At 60.4% G+C, this 17,408-nt stretch carries 17 protein-coding genes; 6 read left to right on the forward strand and 11 right to left on the reverse strand.

Translation table 11 applies throughout. The features are described from left to right. From ACA070_RS12215 to ACA070_RS12230, 4 genes are all read left to right on the forward strand, one after another. Positions 1-1,503 (forward strand): aldehyde dehydrogenase family protein, encoded by a 1,503-nt coding sequence (locus ACA070_RS12215; protein WP_497451328.1) that lies wholly within the window; start codon positions 1-3, stop codon positions 1,501-1,503. A gap of 75 nt (positions 1,504-1,578) precedes the next feature. Further along, on the forward strand, positions 1,579-1,926 hold the full coding sequence (locus ACA070_RS12220; protein ID WP_497451329.1) for a BON domain-containing protein: 348 nt from the start codon (positions 1,579-1,581) through the stop codon (positions 1,924-1,926). Positions 1,927-2,075: 149 nt separating this feature from the next. After that, entirely contained in the window at positions 2,076-2,699 is a 624-nt protein-coding gene (locus tag ACA070_RS12225) for a DJ-1/PfpI family protein (RefSeq protein ID WP_497451330.1), read from the forward strand. 142 nt (positions 2,700-2,841) lie between these two features. Then, entirely contained in the window at positions 2,842-4,905 is a 2,064-nt protein-coding gene (locus ACA070_RS12230) for a 2Fe-2S iron-sulfur cluster-binding protein (protein ID WP_497451331.1), read from the forward strand. 12 nt (positions 4,906-4,917) lie between these two features. On the opposite strand, the gene ACA070_RS12235 is transcribed toward ACA070_RS12230, so the two are convergent. Both ACA070_RS12235 and cynS read right to left on the reverse strand, forming a co-directional pair. Beyond that, positions 4,918-5,577, reverse strand: a complete 660-nt coding sequence (locus ACA070_RS12235) for a carbonic anhydrase (protein ID WP_497451332.1) — start codon at positions 5,575-5,577, stop codon at positions 4,918-4,920. Between the two features lie 165 nt (positions 5,578-5,742). Further along, a complete protein-coding gene (gene cynS, locus ACA070_RS12240; protein WP_461958417.1) occupies positions 5,743-6,210 on the reverse strand; it encodes a cyanase in 468 nt (155 codons plus the stop codon). Between the two features lie 121 nt (positions 6,211-6,331). Between cynS and cynR the strand changes: the two genes are divergently transcribed. Further along, positions 6,332-7,225 (forward strand): transcriptional regulator CynR, encoded by an 894-nt coding sequence (gene cynR / locus ACA070_RS12245; protein WP_497451333.1) that lies wholly within the window; start codon positions 6,332-6,334, stop codon positions 7,223-7,225. On the opposite strand, the gene ACA070_RS12250 is transcribed toward cynR, so the two are convergent. The 6 genes from ACA070_RS12250 to ACA070_RS12275 form a co-directional block, all read right to left on the reverse strand. Next, positions 7,211-7,516 carry a hypothetical protein gene (locus ACA070_RS12250; protein ID WP_497451334.1) on the reverse strand — a complete coding sequence of 102 codons (306 nt, stop codon included), beginning with the start codon at positions 7,514-7,516 and terminating at the stop codon, positions 7,211-7,213. The genes cynR and ACA070_RS12250 overlap by 15 nt on opposite strands. A 132-nt stretch (positions 7,517-7,648) precedes the next feature. Then, complete coding sequence (locus ACA070_RS12255; protein ID WP_131060161.1) at positions 7,649-7,978, reverse strand: hypothetical protein; 330 nt, start codon at positions 7,976-7,978, stop codon at positions 7,649-7,651. Positions 7,979-8,138: 160 nt separating this feature from the next. Continuing rightward, complete coding sequence (locus tag ACA070_RS12260; RefSeq protein ID WP_462026805.1) at positions 8,139-8,351, reverse strand: hypothetical protein; 213 nt, start codon at positions 8,349-8,351, stop codon at positions 8,139-8,141. A gap of 145 nt (positions 8,352-8,496) precedes the next feature. Next, positions 8,497-9,000 (reverse strand): GNAT family N-acetyltransferase, encoded by a 504-nt coding sequence (locus tag ACA070_RS12265; protein ID WP_497451335.1) that lies wholly within the window; start codon positions 8,998-9,000, stop codon positions 8,497-8,499. Between the two features lie 50 nt (positions 9,001-9,050). Next, positions 9,051-9,680 carry a glutathione S-transferase family protein gene (locus ACA070_RS12270; RefSeq protein WP_497451336.1) on the reverse strand — a complete coding sequence of 210 codons (630 nt, stop codon included), beginning with the start codon at positions 9,678-9,680 and terminating at the stop codon, positions 9,051-9,053. Between the two features lie 115 nt (positions 9,681-9,795). Continuing rightward, positions 9,796-11,745 carry a DNA topoisomerase III gene (locus tag ACA070_RS12275; protein WP_497451337.1) on the reverse strand — a complete coding sequence of 650 codons (1,950 nt, stop codon included), beginning with the start codon at positions 11,743-11,745 and terminating at the stop codon, positions 9,796-9,798. A 266-nt stretch (positions 11,746-12,011) separates the two neighbouring features. Here ACA070_RS12275 and ACA070_RS12280 point away from each other — a divergent pair, with 266 nt between their 5' ends. Further along, positions 12,012-12,380, forward strand: coding sequence for a DUF427 domain-containing protein (locus ACA070_RS12280; protein WP_497451338.1), 369 nt, complete (start codon positions 12,012-12,014; stop codon positions 12,378-12,380). A 160-nt stretch (positions 12,381-12,540) separates the two neighbouring features. Here the strand turns inward: ACA070_RS12280 and lldD are convergent, their stop codons facing one another. The 3 genes from lldD to ACA070_RS12295 all read right to left on the reverse strand — a co-directional run bounded on the left by lldD (position 12,541) and on the right by ACA070_RS12295 (position 17,359). After that, positions 12,541-13,689 carry an FMN-dependent L-lactate dehydrogenase LldD gene (gene lldD / locus ACA070_RS12285; RefSeq protein ID WP_497451339.1) on the reverse strand — a complete coding sequence of 383 codons (1,149 nt, stop codon included), beginning with the start codon at positions 13,687-13,689 and terminating at the stop codon, positions 12,541-12,543. 242 nt (positions 13,690-13,931) lie between these two features. Beyond that, complete coding sequence (locus ACA070_RS12290) at positions 13,932-15,554, reverse strand: MFS transporter (RefSeq protein ID WP_497451340.1); 1,623 nt, start codon at positions 15,552-15,554, stop codon at positions 13,932-13,934. A gap of 155 nt (positions 15,555-15,709) precedes the next feature. Then, on the reverse strand, positions 15,710-17,359 hold the full coding sequence (locus ACA070_RS12295; RefSeq protein WP_497451341.1) for a GMC family oxidoreductase: 1,650 nt from the start codon (positions 17,357-17,359) through the stop codon (positions 15,710-15,712). Positions 17,360-17,408 lie beyond the last annotated feature (49 nt).

The following is a 17,408-nucleotide window of genomic DNA, read 5'->3' on the forward strand; positions in this document are numbered from 1 at the left end:
ATGTCTCTTGCGCTCGAACGTCTAGTCGCTGGCACGCCGATCCCTTTTGCCGGTAATCGTGTCACTGTCGTCAGCCCCGAACTGGCCGCGCGCTTTCAGCCCGGGGACCATTTGCTGGTGGAACAGGTCAGCGGCGAGTTGTTGCTGATCCCGGTGGCTGACCAGCAAGCGGCGGCCGTCGCCATCGAGCGCGCCGAAGCGGCGTTCACCGCGCTGTCCAGCGTCTCGGATCAGGCGATCAGCGCGTTCTTCGATCTCTTCGCTCAGCGTTTGGAAAACCCGGAGTGCTGGGCCTTGATCGAGGCCGCCAACCTGGCCGATATCGAACGCGCCAAGGCCCGCGGACGTTCAACCACACGGCTGCTGGCCGATGAGCGCATGCGCCGCGACATGATCGCCGGCCTGCGAGCCTGGCGTGATGCGGCGGCGACTCGCGGCAAAGTGATCAGTTGCGTCGAGCACGACGGCTGGAAAGTCGAGCAAGTGGTGTCGCCACTGGGCATCGTCGCGTTCGTGTTCGAAGGCCGGCCGAATGTCTTCGCCGACGCCGCCGGTGTCTTGCGCACCGGCAACACCGCCGTGCTGCGCATTGGCAGCGATGCGTTGGGCACGGCTCAGGCCATCGTCACTCACGCACTGAACCCGGCCCTCAGCGACGCCGGTTTGCCGACCGGCGCGGTGTCTTTGGTGGAAAGCGTCAATCACGCCGCCGGTTGGGCGATGTTCGCCGACCGGCGTTTGTCGCTGGCCGTGGCCCGTGGTTCGGGCCGTGCGGTCAGCCAGCTGGGCAGCATCGCCCAACAGGCCGGCACCGCCGTCAGCCTGCACGGCACCGGTGGCGCCTGGCTGATCGCCGATAAGGATGCTGACGCCCAGCGCTTCGCCGCCGTGGTGCGCAATTCTCTGGACCGCAAAGTCTGCAACACCCTGAACGTCTGCCTGATCCAGCGCGACCGCGCCGCTGAACTGGTGCCGCTGTTTCTCGACGCGCTGCAACAGGCCGGTACAGCTCGGGGTCAGGGTTGCAAGTTGCATATCGTCGAGGGCAGCGAACCCTGGTTGCCGACTGAATGGCAGACCGGCAGCGTTGAGGTGTATCGCGCCGAAGGCTACCAGACCGAGGCGCTGGCCGAACCGTTGCCCGAGGATCAGTTGGGCCGCGAGTGGGAATGGGAAGAAACCCCGGAAGTCAGCCTCAAAATCGTTGATGACCTGGACAGCGCCATCACCTTGTTCAATCGCTACAGCCCGCAGTTCACCGTGTCGCTGATCAGTGAAGACGGGGCGGCGCACGAACGTTTCTACAACGCGGTCAACGCGCCGTTTGTGGGCAACGGGATTACTCGCTGGGTTGATGGGCAGTACGCGCTGAACAAGCCGGAGCTGGGGCTTTCGAACTGGGAAAGCGGTCGCCTGTTTGCCCGCAGCGCCATTCTTTCGGGAGATGGGGTGTTTACTGTTCGTAGTCGCATGACCCAGACGGATTTGTCGGTCAAACGCTGAGCATTCCGGGCGCAGGCCGCGAGCGCACTATAATTAAGGTGTGTTTGCGTCTGTGTTCTGAGTGAGGGCTGCGCCATGAAACTTCATTCCTTTCAGCATTACTCCCATGACCTGGAAGCGGTCATGCACGATACGTGGATTACCGCCAGGGTGAAGTCGGCTCTGGCATTGGCCAAACCCAGCCTTGGCCTGCAGATCCATGTCAAAACCCTTGGGTCTACGGTGGCTTTGAGCGGTCGAGTCGATACCCATAAACAGTGTGAGCAGGCGGTTGCGCTGGCCCGTTCGGTGCCGGGTGTCGTCGAAATCGATGCCCGGGAATTGCTGACTCACGTGTTCACGCCAGGCAGTAATCCAGTTCCCCCCAATGCCGAAGAAACTGTCGAGCGACGGCCATCATCGTCAGACCAGGACGACCACTGATCAGGGCGACCTTGTGAGCAGCGCTCCCCTGAACCGGGAGCGCTGCGACGCGGGCATTTCAGCTCAAGCAACACTGGATTGCGTTTTTTGGGTGTTCTCTCATGGGAAGCAAAGGCGGACTATCTGCCGGTCCCTGAGAGGTTTACCCAATGAAACGCGTCCTTATGTTGTTGGCCAACGGTGTCGAGCCGCTAGAAATGGCGGCGTTTACCGATGTGCTCGGTTGGGCCAATCTGCTTGGCGACCAACCCGTGGAATTGATCAATGCCGGCCTTCGACCGCAAATTGTCACGACCTTCGGGCTGTCCCTCAATCCCGGTCATTTGTTGGGTGAGCTGGATCTGGACAGCTTCGATGCCTTGGCATTGCCCGGCGGATTTGAACCGTCGGGCTTTTATGAAGAGGCCTTGAGTGAGCCGTTTCTGGCGGTCATCCGGCACTTTGTCGCGGCCGGTAAAATCGTCGCCAGTGTCTGCGTGTCGTCGGTGTGCCTGGGCGTTGCCGGGGTGCTGAAAGGCAAAGACGCCACGACCTATCACCAAGTGGGTGGCAAGCGCAAAAACCAATTGGTTGAATCCGGTGCCCGCTTCGTCGACTGGCCCGTGGTGGTCGATGGCCGCATCATTACTTCGAGTGGCCCCGGCACTGCAACGGAAGTCGCCTTCGTGCTGCTCGAACACCTGAGCAGCGCCGCGAACGCAGCCAATATCCGCCAGAAAATGCGTTTTCCGACCCCGTCTCGCCAGTGGTATGAAACGCCGCAAGTGCCTTGATCCGGCACGCCCTTCATCTGCTCCGTACATCCGACGAACCGCCATAGTCCGACACGGCGAACTACGCTTCAACGCCTGAGCCACAAACGCAAGCCCAGGCTTGCGGGCGAAGACACCTGTTTACGAAGGCGTAGAGGTCGTCATGAATCAGTCGCAAGAGCAGGGCGCGTCACCCTGGCATGCGGGCGAGCGGCAGTTGCAGGAAAGCGTCGGTGTGGCCGAGCGCATGGAAGTCTTCGGGCGCAAGGTGGTGCGCGATTATCTGCCCGAGCAGCATCAGCTTTTCTACGCGCAACTGCCGTATTTGCTGGTGGGCGCTGTCGATGAGCACGGCGTGCCATGGGCGACCCTGATTGAAGGGCCGCCCGGATTTGCGCATTCGCCGGATCCCCACCAGTTGCAACTCGAACGCCTGCCTGCCGAGGGCGATCCCGTCCGGGCCGCGCTCAAGGCGGGCGCCTCGGTGGGGCTGCTCGGTATCGACCTGAAAACCCGCCGACGCAACCGAATGAATGGCCGCATCAGCACCGCCACCCAAGCCGGTTTTGCCGTTGCCGTCGAGCACGCCTTTGGCAATTGCCCGCAATACATTCAACTGCGAGCCGTCGACCCTGGCTCGGTGGGCCGCCCTTCATCTGCGGTGGCTGTCGAGCGTTTCGATGAGCTCGACGAAGCCGCCCGAACGACTATTGGCAACGCCGATACCTTTTTCCTTACCAGCTACGTAGACCTCGATGGCGATCCGACAAAACGCTCGGTGGATGTCTCGCATCGCGGGGGCAATGCCGGCTTCGTGCGTGTCGAGGGCAACGTGCTGACGATCCCCGATTTTGCCGGCAATCTGCATTTCAATACCTTGGGCAATCTGCTGCTCAATCCACGGGTGGGGCTGCTGTTTGTCGACTTCGAATCGGGTGATGTGCTGCAAGTCGCGGGGCGCACCGAGATCATCCTCGAAGGCCCTGAAATAGCGGCGTTCCAGGGCGCTGAACGGCTCTGGCGAATGACGGTAGAGCACGTCGTACGCCGCGCCGGCGTGCTGTCGCTGCGCTGGCAATTTGAAGGATTCTCTCCCAACAGCCTGATGACCGGCAGTTGGCAGCAGGCTGAAGGTCGAATGCAGGCCGATGCCTTGCGCGATCAATGGCGATTATTGCGTGTGGCCCGCATCGTTGAAGAAAGCACCAGTATCCGTTCGTTTTACCTGGAGCCGACCGACGATGCCGGCTTGCCGCGCTTCGAGGCCGGCCAGCATTTGCCCGTGCGCTTTTGCCTGGCCGAGGGGCAGGCGCCTTTGGTGCGCACTTACAGCCTGTCGAGCGCGCCGTCGGACAGTTTTTTCCGAATCAGCGTCAAGCGTGACGGGCTGATTTCATCGCATCTGCACGAGCGTGTCCGCGAGGGCGATCTGATCGAGGCCCGCGCGCCGCAGGGCCGGTTCACGGTGAAAGCGGATGAGCGTCGGCCGCTGGTGCTGCTGGCCGCGGGCGTCGGCGTGACGCCGTTGTTGTCGATGCTGCGCGAGGTGATCTACGAAGGCGAACGCATCCGCCGCACTCGGCCGACCTGGTTTATTCAAAGTGCCCGCAGCCTCGCCGAGCTGGGGTTTCGCGATGAGTTGTACGAACTGGCCACCCGTGCCAAGGATTCAGTGCGCGCGCTGCGTCTGCTCAGTCAACCTGAGGACCATGCCCGAGAAGGTGAGGATTTCGAGGTGGCGGGGCGGGTCGACATCGAGTTGCTCAAGGCGTTACTGCCGCTGGACGATTACGATTTTTATCTGTGCGGGCCCGGTGCGTTTACTCAGGGGATTTATGACAGTTTGCGAGCCTTGCGCATTGGTGACGAGCGCATTCATGCGGAAACGTTCGGGCCTTCCACGTTGGTCCGTCTGCGCGACCAACTGAGCCCGGCTCCGGCACAAGTGCCGGCAGCGGACAGTTCGGTGAAAGTGGTGTTTTCAGCGTCGGCCAAGGAGGCACGCTGGGAGCCGGGTGGCGGGAGTTTGCTGGAACTGGCTGAACGCCGTGGCTTGACACCGGACTTCAGTTGCCGTGGCGGCTCGTGCGGGACGTGCCGCACCCGGTTGCTCAGCGGGCAGGTGCATTATCTGAACATGCCCGCCGAGCTGCCGGCACCAGGGGAAGTCCTGATCTGCTGCGCGGTGCCGGCCAAGGGTGATGAGCCCTTGGTGTTAGAGATCTAGTACGGCCCCCCATCAAGCGGCTTCGACGGCTTTGCCGTAAACGGCGCAGGTAGTCGGGTGTTCGGCGAGCGACACGAACGCGCGGGTGCCGGCCTCCAAGGCGTCGATCGAACCTGTCTCGATGTCGTAGACCCAGCCATGCAGGTTCAGCTGACCTTTTTCCTGGGCCAGGCGCACGCTCGGATGCGTCTGGATGTTGGCCAGTTGCGCGATGACGTTCTCGCGGACCATCGAACTAACCTTCGCCGCGTCATCGGCGTGAGGGCGGGACTCGTTGATGACCTTGGCTGATTCAGCGTGTTGCAACCAGCCGCTGACAGCCGGCAGGTGATCCATGCATTTGCACTTGGCGACGGCGGTCATGGCACCGCAATCCGAGTGGCCGCAGATCACAATGTCGGTCACGCCCAGTACTGCGACCGCATATTCGACCGTGGCCGACACACCGCCCGGGTGTGGACTGTAGGAGGGCACGATGTTGCCGGCGTTGCGGATCACAAACAATTCACCGGGTTCTTGCTGGGTCAGCAGTTCCGGGACCACGCGGCTATCGGAACAGGTGATGAACAACGTGCCGGGATGCTGGGTGGTGGCCAGGTGTTTGAACAGGTCAGTGCGTTGCGGAAACGCTTCTTTCTGGAACTTCAAAAAACCTTCGATGAGCGCTTTCATGGTGATGTCCTCTTGAATCGGATGGTTACCCTGTAGCAGCTGCCGAGCACCGCGAGGCTGCGTCCGACTGCGGAGCAGTCGTATGGGGCTGCGAAGACTTCGTCTTCGGACGCTGCCTCGCGGTGCTCGACAGCTGCTACAGGGAATTGCGTGTATTCAGATTGGTTAGAACGGACGCAATGGCAGGAACTTGCCATCCAGGGTGATCACAGCGCGGTGGCCGCCTTCCGGATCTTCGACCTTCTTCATGTCGAGCTTGAAGTTGATCGCGCTGATGATGCCGTCACCAAACTGCTCATGAACCAGGGCTTTCAAGGTGGTGCCGTAAATCTGGATCATTTCGTAGAAGCGGTAGATGGTCGGGTCGGTCGGCACACCGGAGAGGCTGCCGCGCAGCGGGATGATTTGCAGGCGGGCCACGGCGTCGGCGTCCAGGTCCAGTTTTTCGCCAATGACTTTGGCGGCAGATTCCGGCAGCGGGTGCTGGCCGAGCAGGGCGGCGGTGACGTAGGCCAGGCCCAGGCCGGTGCCGTCGGTCAGGTCCTGCCAGGACAGGTTTTTGCGGGCCTTGGCATCGAGAATCGAGGTGGTCAGGGCCAGGCTTGGGTCGTTGTAAGCGTGGGACTGTTGCATGGTGTTTCTCCTGTCGGGGTTGTATTGCTTGGGTGTGAAGCAATCTTCTGCCGATTGATTCATAGCGTCCAAGACCGATATACAATGCTGCGCATAAGCCCTGCCTATAGATGGTGTGCCCATGTTGCTGCGACATTTGCGTTATCTGCTGGCAGTTGCCGACCACGGCGGTTTCACCCGCGCCGCCGAGGCGCTGCACGTTTCACAACCGACCCTGTCCCAGCAAATCCGCCAACTGGAAGAAACCCTGGGCGTGAGCCTGTTCGATCGCACCTCGCGCACGGTCAAACCGACCGATGCGGGCGAGGCCTACATCGAGTGCGCACGTCGAGTATTGGTGGAACTGGAAGCCGGCAAGCGGGCGTTGCATGACGTGAAGGACTTGTCGCGCGGCACCTTGCGCCTGGCCATGACACCGACGTTCATGGCGTATCTGGTGGGGCCGTTGGTGCGCGATTACGTGGCGCGGTTTCCTAACATCCATCTGCAGATTTTCGAGCTGTCGATGGATGACATCGAGGCGGGGCTGGCGGATGACTCGCTGGACATCGCCATCGCCTTTACCCAGGTCAGAAATGCCGACATCGAATCGATCCCGGCGTTTACCGAAACCCTGGGAGTGATGGTAGGGCGGGATCACCCGTTATATGAGCGCCAGGTCGCGCTGTCCGCTGAAGAGGTGGCGCAACTGGATTTTGCGCTGTTGGCCCAGGACTTCGTCACTCGCACCCGCATCAATGAGTATTTTGCTCAGGAGCAGATCACGCCGAAGGTGGTGATTGAGGTCAATTCGGTGAGCACGTTGCTGGAGGTGATCCGGCATACGGCCATCGCCACCATCCTCCCGGAGCCCATCGCCACCCAGGACCGGGCACTGCGCAAAATTCCGTTGCTGGGGGACGCGCCTACACGCGGGGCGGCGCTGCTGCGGCGCAAGAACAACTATCACAGCGCGGCGTCTGTGGCGTTCATGAATCTGGTGTTGGGGGCGGCGACGGAGTCAGTCGTCCAGTGATTGGCAGACGCCATTGGGGGCCTTGCCCGTGGAGGTCACTGTGACTGAGTCGTCATCGGCGAGGACGATCGAAATCGTCACGCCCGAACCCTTGGCTTCGAAGCTGCGCTCTTTGATCATGGCTTTGGTTTCGGCTTCTACGTTGTTGATCAACACCGGTCCGTCCTGATCCGCGTGAATAATCATTTTTCCGGGGCATTCCACATCGAATGAGGGAACACCTTCGATCTTGTTTGCTTGAGCAATCGTTGCGGTGGACAGCAACAACAGAAATGTCAGGGTATTTTTCATCGCAAGTCTCCAGGGGCACAGCAGCGAATACGCTTAACAATAGCTGCATTTGCCGCGCACGAGACAAACAAAAAAAGGCCCCGCTCGATCATTCGAGCGGGGCCTTTTTTATTGATGAGCAGCGGGGGGATATCAGTAGAACCGGTCAATCACCCGAACTTCATTCTGGTTCTGCATCGAGGCCCACGCCTGTTTCAGCGTTTGCAGAACATGACCGATGAAGTCCTTGTCGGCCGCGGCTTTCTTGCCGACGTAGCCCTGGCCGCGACGGTACATCTTCAGTCGGGCAAGCAGGTTCTGATTGTTCTGGTCGAACTCGGCTTCGTGGGCATGCGGCGACAGGCAGTCGATATGAACCTGGCCCGATTTGCTGATCCACAGAATGTGGCTGTCGTGGCTGTCTTTTTGCGCAGCGAAGATACCAGCCAGTTCATCGATAGTAGGTTGATTGTTCAGATTCATAATATGCCCCTTGACCATTTGGTGATCTTTCAAAGTTGATTCGCTAATACAGGTAGCCCATCGGTTAGTTGATCCCTGGCACCGAAACCAGGACGTCAGCGGTCAGCCGTCAATTCGACGGGGTCTCGCGTCTGTTGCATGTAGTCGTGTTGAATAACTGCTACGCAATAGCGTCACAACGAAGAGAAGCAGCGAAAACCTGGAGGCCACCGCCGACTTTTAAGGGTCGGCCACAAGCTTCATGAGGATTGATCGCCAGCGCTTCTCGTCCTTGTACTGGACGTTCGGGCCAGGTCAGCTTCTTCAATCTGCCTTGTGGGCAGCGTGTATCCGGGAAAAACAGCTCGGCGGTCAGACGAGCTTGCTCAAACATGTTGCTGTACTCCCGATCGGGGAGATGTCTGCATCATGCAAGGGCAAATCGGAGGCGTCAACCGTTATGTAGTGATTATTTTCAGTCACTACATATTGTCGGACAATGCGCTTTGGAATTAAAAAAAGGACTCGCAACGCGCCGGTCAGGACGATGGCAACGAGCGTTGGAAGCGGTAGAAGGTGCAGGGATAATCGTCTACTGGCAGCTGATGCAGGGTGAATCCATCGCCCGCGAGCTCTGGCATCACCTTGGCCCAGAACCGCCGTGCAGACTGGTTCGCGTCGATGTGGAAAATCTGCCATTGACCGGGGAACCGGCTCAAGAGGGTGGAAACGACAAACTTCGCGATACCTTGGCCACGAAAGCGCCGACTGACAAAAAGGTAACCGATGTTGTGCTCGGCACCCTCGATATGAATGTCGTCGTCCACGGTCACGAAACCGGCGAGCTCACCGTCCACCTTGATCAGAAACGGCCGGGTCGCGGGGTTGCGCCAGTAATCCAGTTTCGGCTGAATGTTGTAGAAACCGTGTTCGCCGAGTTTCAGGGGCAGCCACTCGCTGAAGTCGTGCATGTAGAACTGCATCAGGTTTTCGATTGTTTCCAGTTCGTCGCGGTGCGCGGCGTGCAGTTCTATCGAGGGCATGCTGGATTCTCTCCAGATCGCAGGGCCGTCCGTGGCCCTTTCGGGATCACTCAGTGGGGCGCGAAGTCGTACGTCCCGCCTGTCTTCAACGCTGCGGCGTAAGCAGGGCGTGCCTGGAAGCGTTCAACCCAGGCCGTTACATGAGGGTAGTTGCCCAGCTTGCCCTGAGCCCGGGCAATCTCGCCGATAAAGCTCATCTGGATATCGGCGGCGCTGAACTCATCACCGAGCAAGTAATCGGACTGGTTCAACGCCGTGTCGAGATAGCCGAGGTAGTTGGCCACTTCCGAGTTGATGCGCGGATGCAGCGGCGCACCGGCTTCACCCAGACGTCCGACATACAGGTTCAACATCAGCGGCAGCATGGCCGAGCCTTCGGCGAAGTGCAGCCACTGGACGTATTCGTCATAGGCGGGGGTAGACGGATCGGGTTGCAGGCGCCCCTGGCCATGACGGCGTATCAGGTAGTCGATGATGGCGGATGACTCGATCAGTTTCTGCGCGCCATCTTCAATGACCGGCGATTTGCCCAGGGCGTTGATCGCTTTCAATTCCGGCGGCGCCAGATTGGTTTTCGGGTCACGCTGGTAACGTTTCAGCTCATAGGGAATGGCCAGTTCTTCCAGCAGCCAGAGAATCCGTTGGGAGCGGGAGTTGTTCAGGTGGTGCACGATAATCATAAACAAGGTTCCTGTAGCAGCTGTCGAGTGAAACGAGGCTGCGATGCCTTTTCAGAAAATGGGCCATCGCCGGGCTTGAAGAACACTAGACCATCACAGTCCATTCGAAGTGCCATCAAGCCTTGCTGGCCGGTTTGGCGGCGCGTTTGGCGCCCGTCGCTGGCTTGCGCTTGGTGGGCTTTCGTTTGTTTTTCCACGGTGTGGCACCGCGACCAGCCGGGCTCGCCGGCCCACTGATGGTCAGGCTCAGGCCGGCGCAACGGGCGACCTGCTTGCTCATCCACGCGGCCTGTTTGGTGACGAATTCTTCCAGGCTCATCTCGCCGCTTTGCACCATGTCCAGCGCCTGCTCCCAGATCGCCGTAGTGCCGGGATCGGCAATCGCGCGCGGCACCGCATCGATCAGGCTGAAGGCCGCCGGGGTCGCGGCCAGGGCCTTGCCGTTCTTGACCAGGTAACCGCGGTCGAGCAGGCCCTGGATGATCGAGGCGCGGGTGGCTTCGGTGCCAATGCCGGTGGTGTCCTTGAGCTTCTGTTTGAGCAGCGGGTCTTCCACCAGTTTGGCGACGTTCTTCATCGCCTTGATCAGGTCGCCTTCGGTGAAAGGCTTGGGCGGTTGCGTCCAGAGGTCCTTGAGCTTCACATCGGCCACCGCGCAGTCACGCCCTTTGGCCAAGGCCGGCAGGGTTTGCGGTGCCGGTGCCTCGCGACCCTTCGCCGGCGCGAGCGCCTCGGGCAGGGCACGTTTCCAGCCGGGCTCGACGATCTGTTTGCCGACGGCACGCAAGGCTTCACCGGCGCAGTCGAAGTCAGCCTGGGTGCGGTCGTATTCATGGTTGGGCAGGAACTGCGCCAGATAGCGCGCGCGGATCAGGGTGTAGACCGCCCGTTGCTTGCCCACCAGTCGATCGAGATGCTTGGCCGCCGCCGTCGGAATGATGCCGTGGTGAGCCGTGACCTTGGCATCGTTCCAGGCCCGTGAGCGGCGCTGTGGCTCCAGGTGATCGCTCAAGACGTTCAGCGACGGATCGGCCTGCCGGAGCGCGGCGAGAATGCCCGGGGCTTCGCTGTGCTGACTCAGCGGCAGGAAACCGCAATCACTGCGCGGGTAGGTGATGACCTTGTGGGTTTCGTAGAGCGCCTGGGCGATGTCGAGGGTTTCCTGGGCGCCAAGCCCGAGCTTCTTCGAACAGACTTCCTGCAAGGTGCCCAGGTCGAACGGCAACGGCGCGACTTCACGCATCCGCTCGGTGCGCAGCTTGATCACCCGGGCACTCGCCGCGCTGCTGATTGCAGCGGCCGCTTGCTGGGCCAGCGCCTGATTCAGGCAGCGATCCTGATCGTCACAGACGTCGGATGCCGCGCGCCACTGGGCGGTGAACGCCGTGCCGTCGTGCAACAGTTGCACGTCGATGGCCCAATAGGCGACCGGCACGAAATCGGCAATGCTGCGGTCGCGATCCACCACCAGCCGCAAGGTCGGCGTCTGCACCCGGCCCACCGGCAGCACGCCCTGATAACCGGACTGCCGCCCCAGCAGCGTAAACAACCGGCTCATGTTCATCCCGATCAACCAGTCGGCCCGGGAACGTCCCAACGCCGAATGATAAAGGCTGAAGGTCTCGGCCCCCGGTTTGAGCGCCGCCAGCGCCTTGCGGATCGACGCATCGTCCAGCGCCGACAGCCACAGTCGCCGGATCGGTCCGCGATAGCGGCAATGCTCGACCAACTCCCGGGCGATCATCTCGCCCTCACGGTCGGCGTCGGTGGCAATCACCAGCTCATCCGCCTCGCCGAGCAAGCGTTTGACCGCCTTGTACTGGCTGGCCGTGCGCGGTTTGACCGTCATCTTCCATTTTTCCGGAATGATCGGCAGATCCGCCAGCACCCAACGCTTGTAACGCGCGTCGTAGGCATCCGGTGGCGCGGTTTCCAGCAGATGGCCGATGCACCAGGTCACCGTGACATCCGTTCCCAGCCAGCAACCGTCGCCCCGACGCTTGGCGCCGAGCACTGCCGCGATGTCTTTGGCCTGGGAAGGTTTTTCACAGAGGTACAGCTGCATAACCACCATCGTTCATCAAGTGTGCAAGAGGCGCACAGAATGGCCGGTGATGAGCAATGGATCAATCATTATCTGTATGGATGTACAGCAAAGCTGTTGCGTATGTTTGCGGCAGTCAAAACGCCCCGTTCGGCCGCGGGGCCGTCGCGATGTCGAATTTTGAGTTATACCTGACATTCGTGGTCTCAGGTTTTGGGGCCGCTGCGCGACCTATCGCCGCGCCGCACGCTCCCACAGGTCCATCACCGTCATGAGGAACGTATTCCATGAAAAGCAACGGTCCCAGTCCTGTCATCACCATCGCCGAGCAGCCGGGCATCCTGTTGGTGAAGTTTCACGGTATTCAGGTGGCCGCCTCCTCGCGCGCACTGGTGCTGCTCGAGGCCAATTATCCTCCGGTGTATTACGTTCCATGGGAGGACATTGCCGAACAGTATTATGCCCGTACCGACCACACGACCTATTGCCCGTACAAGGGCGATGCCACTTATTACAGCCTGCAGATCCCGGGACATGAGGGCGCTAATGCGGTGTGGCGCTATGAGGAGCCCAAAGTGTCGGTGGATCAGATTCGCGGTTATGTGGCGTTCTATCCGGATCAGGTGACGTTTGAGCTGCTCAAAGACGTTGAGTGAGATTTCGCGAAAATGCCACGGCGGCCCCCTGTAGCAGCTGTCGAGTGAAACGAGGCTGCGATCTTTTGACTTTGCTTTTGTAAAAACAAGATCAAAAGATCGCAGCCTCGTTTCACTCGACAGCTCCTACAGGGAATAGGGGCGTTTTCAGCGTCAGTGTTCAGCCCATTCGTACCGCTTCGACCAACGTCGATTCATCAATCTGACCAATCGAAGTCACCCCCGTCAGCGTCATGGCCACGCGCATTTCCTTGGCGAAAATATCCAGCATATTCTCCACCCCGCGTTGACCATCGGCCGCCAGTGCATAGGCCATGGATCGCCCCAGCAATACGCCTTTCGCGCCCATGGCCAGCATCCGCACGACATCAAGCCCCGAGCGAATACCCGAGTCGACCAGCACCGTCAAATCATTGCCCACCGCCTGCATGATCGGCGGCAATGCCTTGGTGGTGGACAGCACGCCGTCGAGCTGCCGCCCGCCGTGGTTCGACACCACAATGCCATCCGCGCCAAAGTTGACCGCGTCCCTGGCGTCCTGAGGGTCGAGGATGCCCTTGATGATCATCGGGCCTTTCCAGAATTCACGAATCCACTCCAGATCGCTCCAGCTGATCGAAGGGTCGAAATTGTTGGCCAGCCAGCCCATGTAGTCTTCGAGCGTGACGGCTTTGCCCAGGTACTTCGAAATGTTGCCCAGGTCGTGTGGCCGCCCCATGAGGCCGACGTTGAACGCCCAGTCGGGTCGGGTCATGGCTTGAAGCATTCGCCGCGATGAGGCGAAAGGACCTGACATGCCTGAATGCGCGTCCCGGTATCGGGCGCCGGGTGTGGGCATGTCGACGGTGAACACCAGGTTTTTCACCCCGGCGGCTTTCGCACGCTCAAGCGCATTTTTCATGAAGCCCCGGTCTTTGAGCACGTACAGCTGAAACCAGATGGATTGCTGGCTCTGCGCCGCGACTTCCTCGATCGAACACACCGACACCGTTGAAAGGCACAGGGGAATGCCTTTGTTCTCCGCCGCTTTGACCGCCTGCACTTCACCTCGGCGGGCGAACATCCCCGTCAGACCGACCGGCGCCAATATGACGGGCATTGAAAGCGGTTGATCGAAGAGGGTGGTTTGCAGGCTCAGGGTTTCGACGTTTTTCAGAATGCGCTGACGCAGGCTGATGCCCGTCAGGTCGGCACTGTTGGCCCGGAGCGTGTGCTCGGCATAAGCCCCGCCATCGATGTAATCGAACAGGAAACGCGGGAGTTTGCGACGTGCTGCCTCGCGGTAGTCGGATGCGGATGAAATGATCATGGTGCCTCGGTCGGTGGAATGGCGGGGCTGCCGATGTCGTTGAGCTTACCCTGTGGCGAGGGAGCTTGCTCCCGCTGGCCTGCGCAGCAGGCCCAAAACAGCCGCCTCGGTGTGTCAGATCAATCGAGTTGGCTGGATTGGGGTGGCTTTCGCCACCCAGCGGGAGCAAGCTCCCTCGCCACAGAGGCCACAGAGGCCACAGAGGCCACAGAGGCCAGAGGCCTCAGGGGATTGCGGTGGACTCAGTTGGTATCCAAATCCACGTTTTTGGTCTCACGCAAACAGATCATCCCCACCACCAGACTCACCGCGGTAATCACCACCGGGTACCACAGCCCGTAGAAGATGTCCCCGGTATACACCACCAACGCAAACGACACCGTTGGCAGGAACCCGCCGAACCAGCCGTTGCCAATGTGGTACGGCAGGGACATCGAGGTGTAGCGGATGCGGGTCGGGAACAGTTCGACCATCAGCGCCGCCAGCGGGCCGTAGCACATGGCGGAAATGATGATTAGCACCACCATCAGCGCCACGATCATGGTCTTGTTGACCTGTTGCGTATCGGCTTGTGACGGGTAGCCCGCCAGGGTCACCGCACCGCGCAAGGCCGCTTCGTCGAAACCATCCAGTTTCACGTCACCGACGCTGACTTGCACGCCGCTACCGGCCGGCGCGGCTTCGCTGCGGTAGGGCAGGCCCTGTTTCACCAGGAAGGTTTTGACCTTGTCGCACGGGCTGTCAAATTTCGCCTTGCCCACCGGGTCGAACTGGAACGTGCAGGTGGCCGGGTCCGCCAGTACGGTGATCGGTGCCTGACGGCTGGCCTGGTCGATGGCCGGGTTGGCGTAGTGGGCGATGGATTTGAAGATCGGGAAATACAGGGCGGTGGCCAGCAGCAGGCCGATCATCAGCACCGGTTTGCGCCCGACCTTGTCCGACAGCCAGCCAAAAAAGATGAAAAACGGCGCGCCGATAATCACGCTGACAATCAGCAGACTGTTGGCCAGGGCAGGGTCCATTTTCAGGAACTGGGTGAGGAAAAACAGCACGTAGAATTGCGCCGCATAGAAGGTCACCGCTTGCCCGGCGTTGATGCTGAACAGGGCAATCAGCACGACTTTAAGGTTTTCCCATTTACCGAAGGAATCGCGGAGCGGCGACTTGCAGAGCTTGCCTTCCTCTTTCATTTTCACGAAGGCCGGCGACTCGTGCAGGCTCAAACGAATCCAGGTCGAAATGCCCAGCAGCACGATGGAAAACAGAAACGGAATCCGCCAGCCCCAGACTTCAAACTGATCACCGGTGAAGTAGCGGCAACCGAGCACCACCAGCAGCGACAGCAGCAACCCGAGGGTCGCAGTGGACTGAATCCAGCTGGTGTGGAAGCCGCGCTTACCCATCGGCGCGTGTTCGGCGACGTACGTCGCGGCGCCGCCGTACTCACCGCCCAGGGCCAGGCCCTGAAGCATGCGCAGCACCACGAGGATGATCGGCGCGGCAATGCCGATGCTTGAATAGGTCGGCAGCAAACCCACGCAGAAGGTCGCCAGGCCCATGAGGACGATGGTCGCGAGGAAGGTGTATTTACGCCCGATCATGTCCCCCAGCCGTCCGAACACCAACGCGCCGAATGGCCTCACGATGAAGCCCGCGGCGAAGGCCATCAGCGCAAAGATAAACGCCGTGGTGTCATTGACCCCGGCGAAAAACTGTTTGCTGATCACCGCCGCGAGGGCGCCGTAGAGGAAAAAGTCGTACCACTCGAAAACCGTCCCGAGTGACGACGCGAAGATGACTTTGCGGGTGTCGGGGCTGGTGTCGACGCTGCGCGCGGCATCCAGCGGCTGAACATGTTCTGACATATCGGTATCCCTCACAGTGATTGTTTTTGTTGTTCCACTGGTGTTGCGTGTTCCTTGCAGCGGGTAATTTTCTACGTCCGTAAATCCAGCGCGATCCTTTGTGGGAGCGAGCCTGCTCGCGATGGCGGAGCATCAGTCAACATTGATGTTGGATGTCACACCGTCATCGCGAGCAGGCTCGCTCCCACAGGGGAAGTGTCAACAGTAGTGGTAAGCAGCAGTTGCGCAGCCTTTTCGGCAATCATCAGCGTAGGCGAACAGGTATTGCCCGAGGTAATCCGCGGCATGATCGACGCATCAGCAACGCGCAGACCGGGAACCCCGTGAACGCGAAGCTCGGCATCCACCACCGCATCCACATCGTTGCCCATCCGACAGGTACCCACCGGATGAAAAATCGTCGTGCCAATCCGCGCCGCGGCTTCGTGCAATTCTTCTTCCGTTTGCAAGCTGTCACCGGGCAAGTACTCCACCGGTTTGAACGCTTGCAAGGCTGGCGCGGCGACGATGCGTCGGGTCAGGCGAATGGCATCGGCGGCCACCCGCAAATCCTCTGGATGGCTCAAGTAATTGGGCTGAATCAACGGCGCTTCCTGCGGATCGGCAGAACGAATCTCCACCCGTCCACGACTCTGCGGCCTAAGATCGCAAACCGACGCCGTAAAAGCGGGGAAGGCGTGCAACGGTTCGCCAAACCGCTCCAGCGACAACGGCTGCACGTGGTATTCAAGATTGGCCGAAGTCTGCTCCGGCCCCGACCGGGCGAACGCCCCGAGCTGACTCGGCGCCATCGACAGCGGGCCGCTGCGGTCGTACAGATAACGCAGGCCCATGCCCATCTTGCCCCACACGCTGCCGGCGATCTGGTTCAAGGTGCGCGCGTTTTCCAGTTTGTAGATCAGCCGCAATTGCAGATGATCCTGCAGATTGCCGCCAACGCCGGGCAGCTCATGAGCCACGCCGATCCCCAGTTTTTCAAGCAGCGGGCGAGGGCCGATGGCGGAACGTTGCAGGATGCTCGGCGAACCGACGGAGCCTGCGCACAACACGATTTCCTTGCGCGCCTTGAAGGTTTTCGCCTGACCTTGATAGCGCGTGCTGACCGCCGATGCCCGGCCATTTTCCAGCAGCACACGGTCCACTTCGACATCGGTCAACACGGTGAGATTGGCGCGGTTGCGGATCGGTTTGAGAAACGCCTTGGCCGCATTCCAGCGAATCCCGGCCTTCTGATTGACCTGAAAGTAGCCGCAGCCTTCGTTATCGCCCTGGTTGAAGTCATCGATGCTGGCGATGCCGCTTTGCTCGGCAGCGCTGCGAAACGCGTCGAGAATCGGCCACGACAGCCGTTGACGCTCGATCCGCCATTCCCCGGCAGCACCGTGAAATTCCGAGTCACCGGCAAAATGGTTTTCGCTTTTCTTGAACAGCGGCAGGACGTCGTTCCAGCTCCAGCCCGGATTGCCATCGGCGGCCCAACCGTCATAGTCGCCGGCCTGGCCCCGCATGTAGATCATGCCGTTGATTGACGAGCAGCCGCCCAGCACTTTGCCGCGCGGGTAACTCAGGGCACGACCTTGCAGGCCGGGTTGCGCTTCGGTCTTGAAGCACCAGTCGGTGCGCGGGTTGCCGATGCAGAACAGGTAACCCACGGGGATGTGAATCCACGCATAGTTATCGCGGCCGCCGGCTTCGAGCAGCAATACGCGGTGTTGCGGGTCGGCTGACAGCCGATTGGCCAGCAAACACCCGGCCGGCCCGGCGCCGACCACGATGTAGTCGAATTCATCAAGGGAAGTCTGCATCCCTGACCTCGTATTGTTGTTCTTGTTGTCGGTCATCCTAGTTGTTAGC

The organism is Pseudomonas sp. LBUM1678 (assembly GCF_059695575.1).

Bases quoted from the DNA above. Each gene is read 5' to 3' on its own strand.
- ACA070_RS12295 (WP_497451341.1), bottom strand. From the start codon at position 17,359: ATGCAGACTTCCCTTGATGAATTCGACTACATCGTGGTCGGCGCCGGG.
- ACA070_RS12255 (WP_131060161.1), bottom strand. From the start codon at position 7,978: ATGAATCTGAACAATCAACCTACTATCGATGAACTGGCTGGTATCTTC.
- cynR (WP_497451333.1), top strand. From the start codon at position 6,332: ATGTTGCTGCGACATTTGCGTTATCTGCTGGCAGTTGCCGACCACGGC.
- ACA070_RS12225 (WP_497451330.1), top strand. From the start codon at position 2,076: ATGAAACGCGTCCTTATGTTGTTGGCCAACGGTGTCGAGCCGCTAGAA.
- ACA070_RS12230 (WP_497451331.1), top strand. From the start codon at position 2,842: ATGAATCAGTCGCAAGAGCAGGGCGCGTCACCCTGGCATGCGGGCGAG.
- ACA070_RS12260 (WP_462026805.1), bottom strand. From the start codon at position 8,351: ATGTTTGAGCAAGCTCGTCTGACCGCCGAGCTGTTTTTCCCGGATACA.
- ACA070_RS12235 (WP_497451332.1), bottom strand. From the start codon at position 5,577: ATGAAAGCGCTCATCGAAGGTTTTTTGAAGTTCCAGAAAGAAGCGTTT.
- ACA070_RS12275 (WP_497451337.1), bottom strand. From the start codon at position 11,745: ATGCAGCTGTACCTCTGTGAAAAACCTTCCCAGGCCAAAGACATCGCG.
- cynS (WP_461958417.1), bottom strand. From the start codon at position 6,210: ATGCAACAGTCCCACGCTTACAACGACCCAAGCCTGGCCCTGACCACC.
- ACA070_RS12220 (WP_497451329.1), top strand. From the start codon at position 1,579: ATGAAACTTCATTCCTTTCAGCATTACTCCCATGACCTGGAAGCGGTC.
- ACA070_RS12215 (WP_497451328.1), top strand. From the start codon at position 1: ATGTCTCTTGCGCTCGAACGTCTAGTCGCTGGCACGCCGATCCCTTTT.
- lldD (WP_497451339.1), bottom strand. From the start codon at position 13,689: ATGATCATTTCATCCGCATCCGACTACCGCGAGGCAGCACGTCGCAAA.
- ACA070_RS12280 (WP_497451338.1), top strand. From the start codon at position 12,012: ATGAAAAGCAACGGTCCCAGTCCTGTCATCACCATCGCCGAGCAGCCG.
- ACA070_RS12270 (WP_497451336.1), bottom strand. From the start codon at position 9,680: ATGATTATCGTGCACCACCTGAACAACTCCCGCTCCCAACGGATTCTC.
- ACA070_RS12265 (WP_497451335.1), bottom strand. From the start codon at position 9,000: ATGCCCTCGATAGAACTGCACGCCGCGCACCGCGACGAACTGGAAACA.
- ACA070_RS12290 (WP_497451340.1), bottom strand. From the start codon at position 15,554: ATGTCAGAACATGTTCAGCCGCTGGATGCCGCGCGCAGCGTCGACACC.
- ACA070_RS12250 (WP_497451334.1), bottom strand. From the start codon at position 7,516: ATGAAAAATACCCTGACATTTCTGTTGTTGCTGTCCACCGCAACGATT.